General features: G+C 64.8%; 7 protein-coding genes and 1 pseudogene. 5 read left to right on the top strand and 3 right to left on the bottom strand.

The genetic code is table 11. The annotated features are described in order from the left end of the window. Window positions 1–506, bottom strand: a 506-nt coding sequence (locus tag AWC08_RS10240) for a PE family protein (RefSeq protein WP_085087744.1), incomplete at its 3' end; no start/stop codon positions are given. Window positions 507–679: 173 nt separating this feature from the next. Further along, window positions 680–1,165: a winged helix-turn-helix transcriptional regulator gene (locus AWC08_RS10235; RefSeq protein WP_069435007.1), complete on the bottom strand. Its 486-nt coding sequence runs from the start codon at window positions 1,163–1,165 to the stop codon at window positions 680–682. Window positions 1,166–1,262: 97 nt separating this feature from the next. Between AWC08_RS10235 and AWC08_RS10230 the strand changes: the two genes are divergently transcribed. Genes AWC08_RS10230 through rfbA form a run of 5 tightly spaced genes read left to right on the top strand, consistent with a single transcriptional unit; the run spans window position 1,263 to window position 4,446 of the window. Then, the gene (locus AWC08_RS10230) at window positions 1,263–1,964 is read left to right on the top strand and encodes an SDR family oxidoreductase (protein ID WP_065132368.1); all 702 of its coding nucleotides are present in this window, start codon (window positions 1,263–1,265) and stop codon (window positions 1,962–1,964) included. Between the two features lie 8 nt (window positions 1,965–1,972). Next, window positions 1,973–2,398, top strand: coding sequence for a tautomerase family protein (locus AWC08_RS10225; RefSeq protein WP_065132367.1), 426 nt, complete (start codon window positions 1,973–1,975; stop codon window positions 2,396–2,398). Window positions 2,399–2,420: 22 nt separating this feature from the next. Next, window positions 2,421–3,176 carry a maleylpyruvate isomerase family mycothiol-dependent enzyme gene (locus AWC08_RS10220; protein WP_069435006.1) on the top strand — a complete coding sequence of 252 codons (756 nt, stop codon included), beginning with the start codon at window positions 2,421–2,423 and terminating at the stop codon, window positions 3,174–3,176. Window positions 3,177–3,187: 11 nt separating this feature from the next. Beyond that, entirely contained in the window at window positions 3,188–3,562 is a 375-nt protein-coding gene (locus AWC08_RS10215; RefSeq protein WP_069435005.1) for a nuclear transport factor 2 family protein, read from the top strand. Window positions 3,563–3,579: 17 nt separating this feature from the next. After that, complete coding sequence (gene rfbA, locus AWC08_RS10210) at window positions 3,580–4,446, top strand: glucose-1-phosphate thymidylyltransferase RfbA (protein WP_069435004.1); 867 nt, start codon at window positions 3,580–3,582, stop codon at window positions 4,444–4,446. A gap of 10 nt (window positions 4,447–4,456) precedes the next feature. On the opposite strand, the pseudogene AWC08_RS10205 reads toward rfbA, so the two are convergent. Beyond that, window positions 4,457–4,813 (bottom strand): annotated as a pseudogene (locus AWC08_RS10205) (PE-PGRS family protein); the annotation flags it as partial.

Genomic DNA, 4,813 nt, shown 5'->3' with positions numbered 1-4,813 from the left:
TTGCCGATCAATCCGGCATTACCGCCGCGCCCCCCACTTTGACCTAGCCACCCCGACCCGCCTGCACCGCCATCGCCCCACAGAATCCCGCCGTCCCCACCGGCCTGCCCGCTGCCGGGCATCCCGTCAACCCCGTTGCCGATCAACGGACGTCCCAAGAAGAAGTTCGTCGGCGCATTGACCAGACCCAGGACGTCGCTGACGACGGCCTGCAGTGGGCCGGCGTTAGCGGCATCCGCGGCCGCATACGCCCCGCCGGCCTCACTCACTGCCCGCACAAATTGCTCATGTAGCGCCACCACCTGCGCGCCGAGCCTCTGGTATTCCTCGGCGTAGCCGGAAAACGCTGAGGCGACCGCTGCCGATACTTCATCACCGGCAGCGGCGATCAGCGTGCAGGTAGGGGCCAACGCCGCCGAGTTGGCCGCCCGCATCAAAGAGTTGATACCCGCGGCATCGGCTGCCGCCGTCGCGATCCGTTCCGGTGCGGCCATGAGATACGACATCGTGGTCCTCCCACCGGGCAACTTCTCGACCCGTCAACAACGTGACGGAACCCAAAACCTACACGATTCCGGGACATTTCATTGTTTGCCCGCCGCTCTATACATTGATTCATATATCGGTTACCGGCGCAGACGTGCACCGGCGTTCAAAGTCCAATCTTTAGAGAGTGCTTTCACCGCCCTCTGGTCGGGTAATTCAGCCGAATCTCAACGTCGTCGGAATCCTGCACCAGAGCACCGGATTCATCGGCAATTCGTACCCCGAGAGCCCGCCCGCTCGTGGCGTCGACGAATCGCAACGGGCCCCGACCGTTCTGCAGGTGCTTGTCCCCCCACTGCACCAACGACAGGAAGACCGGTAGCAGGTCCTTGCCCGCCGGGGTGAGGTGGTACTCGTCGCGGGCCCGGCGGCCCGGTTCCTGATAGGGCACCCGGGTGACGATGCCGGCCGACTCCAACTGCTTCATCGCCCGCGAGACCGCCGGTGCGGACGTGCCGATCCTCTCCACGAAGTCCTCGAAACGGGTTGTGCCGTAGAAACATTCACGTAGCACCAGAAACGTGGTCTTGGTGTTCAGCAGGTCGAGCGCCTTGGCCATCGAGCAGCCATCGCCGATCGACCACTTCTTGCGGTCGCGCAGCTTCTTCTCGAACTCCATGACGCACCTCACATAAGTAACGATTGCGTTATCCAGCATAGCGTGGTTCGATCTAACTAACGAAGTCGTTAGTCAGGGAAGTGGAAGGAAGCATGACATGGTTGCGGTAGCCGACAAGGTGGTTGTGGTGACAGGAGGCCGGCGCGGGCTGGGCGCGGCCCTGGTCGACGAGGTGCTGGCCCGAGGGGCCCGCAAGGTCTATTCCACCGCCACAAGCTCTTTCACCGATGAGCGCCCGCAGGTGGTGACCCGGGAACTGCAAGTCCGATCAGCCGACTCGGTCGCCACGCTCGCCCAGAACGCGGGCGACGCCGACATCGTGATCAACAACGCGGGCATCCTCATCCCCGCTCCGCTACTGACTGGAAACTTCGATCAGGTCCAGGAAACGTTCGATATCAACGTCTTCGGGCCGCTGCGGGTCACGCGGGCGTTTGCACCGATCCTGGCGGCCAACGGCGGCGGCGCGGTGGTCAACGTGCATTCGGTGCTGTCCTGGCTGGCCGGCAGCGGAGCCTATGGTGCCTCCAAAGCCGCGATCTGGTCGGTCACCAACTCGCTACGCCTGGAACTGGAGTCGCAGCACACCCAGGTGGTCGGCGTGCACGCCGGATTCATCGACACCGACATGGTCGCGGATATCCCGATGCAGAAGACGACGCCTGCCGAGGTCGCCCGACGGATCGTGGACGGGTTGGAAGCCGGGGCCGTCGAGGTGCTCGTCGACGACGTCACCGTCAACGTCAAGGCCGCACTGTCGGGCCCGGTGGAGAACCTGGCCTTCACGCTGGCGCGCTAGGAAACATCATGCCGCTGTGGACAATTCACCATTCGCCCGGCGTCTTCACTGACGCCGAGAAGCACGAGCTGGCAGGCCGGATCACCGACCACTACGAGAAGGCCGGTCTGCCACGGTTCTACGTGATCACGTTGTTCAAGGAGACTGGAACCCAGGACTTCTACGTAGGCGGCGAGCCGGCTCCGATGGCCATCCGCGTCGTCATCGATCACATCGCCCGGCATTCGCGCGACACGGTGGATCGTCAGCGGATCACCCGCTGGATCAAGAACATCCTGACTCCGCTCGCTGCGACCAAACCCGATCTGCACTGGGAGTTTCACGTCGACGAAACCAGCGAGGAGCTGTGGATGATCAACGGGCTCGTTCCGCCGCCGGGCGGTTCGGACGCCGAGAAAACGTGGGCCGAAAGCAACGCCGTGTCGGTCTACTGACGGCGGGAGTAGCGTCATCCGGGTGGATTACGCGTCGACATACCTCGCAGAAACCCGGGCTCTCGGCGAACTGATCCGCGCCGCCGATCAATCGACGCCGGTGCCGACCTGTCCAGGCTGGAACCTTGAACAGCTGTTCCGCCACGTCGGTCGCGGTGATCGCTGGGCCGCGCAGATCGTCCGCGACCGGATGGACACCTTTCTCGATTTCCGCAGCGTCGAAGGTGGCAAACCGCCACCGGAGTTGGACGACGCGATTGCGTGGCTCAACGACGGCGCGCAGCTACTGGTCGACGCCGTCGAAGTGGCCGGAGGCGACACCCCGGTCTGGACATTCCTCGGGCCCCGGCCGGCGAACTGGTGGGTCCGGCGACGCCTGCACGAGAACCTGGTGCATCGAGCCGACGCCGCCTTGGCCGTCGGCGCCGATTTCACCCTCGATGCCGCGGTGGCGGCTGACGGGATCGACGAGTTCCTGGAACGCATCGTGATCCAAGCCGGAAAGGACGGTGCCGCGCTTCCGCTGGAGGGTGGTGACACACTGCACCTGCACGCCACCGATCCCGGCTTGGGCGAGGCCGGCGAATGGACGGTGGCCGTCGACGACGTCGTCATCACGTGGTCGCACGAACATGGCAAAGGCACCGTCGCGCTGCGCGGTGCGGCCACCGAACTTCTGCTTGCCATGACCCGCCGAGTCCCTCTCGCCGAGACCGGCATCGCGGTGTTCGGCGACGAAGCCGTATGGCGGAGGTGGCTGGACCGCACCCCTCTCTAGACTTGCAGTCCATGACCACATCCGAGATCGCCACCGTGCTCGCCTGGCACGATGCCCTGAACAGCGTCGACATCGACACCCTGGTTTCTTTGTCCAGTGACGACATCGAAATCGGTGACGCACACGGCGCGCTACAGGGCCACGACGCGCTGCGGCGTTGGGTCAGCTCGCTGACAGCGCGGGCAGAACTCGGCCGGATGTACACACACGACGGCATAGTGGTCGTCGAACAGCAGATCAGCGACCGCAACAAGCCCTTCAACGCGTCGACGACCGCGTCGGCTTTCCGGGTGGTCCGCGACCATGTCACGTCGGTGTTCCGTCACGCGGACCTGGCGTCGGCGCTGTCGGCGACCGAACTCACCGAGAACGACCGGGTCGACTGAGGCTGAGGGAGTCAGTTATGCGCGGGATCATCTTGGCGGGTGGTTCAGGCACCCGTCTGTACCCGATCACGATGGGGATCAGCAAGCAGTTGCTGCCGGTCTACGACAAGCCGATGATCTACTACCCGCTGACCACCCTGATGATGGCCGGCATCCGCGACATCCTGATGGTCACCACCCCGCACGACGCGGCCGGATTCCACCGACTACTCGGTGACGGAACTCAATTCGGGATCAACCTGACCTATGCGGTTCAGGAGCGACCCGACGGCCTGGCTCAGGCATTCGTCCTCGGCGCCGATCACATCGGCAATGATTCTGTGGCATTGGTGTTGGGCGACAACATCTTCTACGGTCCCGGGTTGGGCACCAGCCTGAGCCGGTTTCAATCCATCACTGGCGGAGCGGTTTTCGCCTATTGGGTGGCCAACCCGTCGGCCTACGGTGTGGTGGAGTTCGACGCGGGCGGCATGGCGGTGTCGCTCGAGGAGAAGCCGGCGACCCCGAAGTCGCAATACGCGGTCCCGGGTCTGTATTTCTACGACAACGATGTGGTCGAGATCGCCAAGGGTCTGAAAAAGTCCGCCCGCGGCGAATACGAGATCACCGAGGTCAACCAGATCTACCTGAACCGCGGCCGGCTGGCCGTTGAGGTGCTGGCCCGCGGCACGGCGTGGTTGGACACCGGTACGTTCGATTCCTTGCTCGACGCCGCAGATTTCGTCCGGACGCTGGAATTGCGGCAGGGGCTGAAGGTCAGCGTTCCCGAAGAAGTGGCATGGCGATTGGGCTGGATCGACGACGAGCAGTTGGCGCAGCGCGGGCAGAGCCTGGTCAAGTCCGGGTACGGCAATTACCTGCTGAAGTTGTTGGAACGCAGTTGATTTAGCCGTTCTACGGCTGGCCGGGCAGCCCGCCCGCACCGATCAGCGCGGCGCCGCCCGCGCCGGGGCTCCCGTGAATCGGTCCGGCGCCGCCGTTGCCGCCGTTGCCGCCGTTGCCGATGAAGCCGCCCGCCCCACCAGCACCGCCGGGCCCGCCCTGGACGCCGCCGGCGCCGCCGGCACCGCCGTTACCACCGTTGCCGAACAGCCCCGCGTTACCGCCCCTTTCGCCGGTCCCGCCGATGTTGCCGCCGTAGCCACCGTCGCCGCCGGCGCCGCCGCTGAAGTAGAGGTTGCTGCCGAATCCGCCGAAGCCCATGCCGCCGACCCCGCCGAACCCGCCATTCCAGGTGGTACTGGCACCACC

The sequence above is a fragment of the Mycobacterium gordonae genome (assembly GCF_002101675.1).
Taxonomy (GTDB): Bacteria; Actinomycetota; Actinomycetes; order Mycobacteriales; family Mycobacteriaceae; genus Mycobacterium; species Mycobacterium gordonae.
This window is presented reverse-complemented; position numbering and strand designations above follow the sequence as displayed.

Coding starts and splice junctions, on each gene's coding strand:
- AWC08_RS10235 (WP_069435007.1), bottom strand. CDS start 1,165: ATGGAGTTCGAGAAGAAGCTGCGCGACCGCAAGAAGTGGTCGATCGGC.
- AWC08_RS10230 (WP_065132368.1), top strand. CDS start 1,263: ATGGTTGCGGTAGCCGACAAGGTGGTTGTGGTGACAGGAGGCCGGCGC.
- AWC08_RS10225 (WP_065132367.1), top strand. CDS start 1,973: ATGCCGCTGTGGACAATTCACCATTCGCCCGGCGTCTTCACTGACGCC.
- AWC08_RS10215 (WP_069435005.1), top strand. CDS start 3,188: ATGACCACATCCGAGATCGCCACCGTGCTCGCCTGGCACGATGCCCTG.
- rfbA (WP_069435004.1), top strand. CDS start 3,580: ATGCGCGGGATCATCTTGGCGGGTGGTTCAGGCACCCGTCTGTACCCG.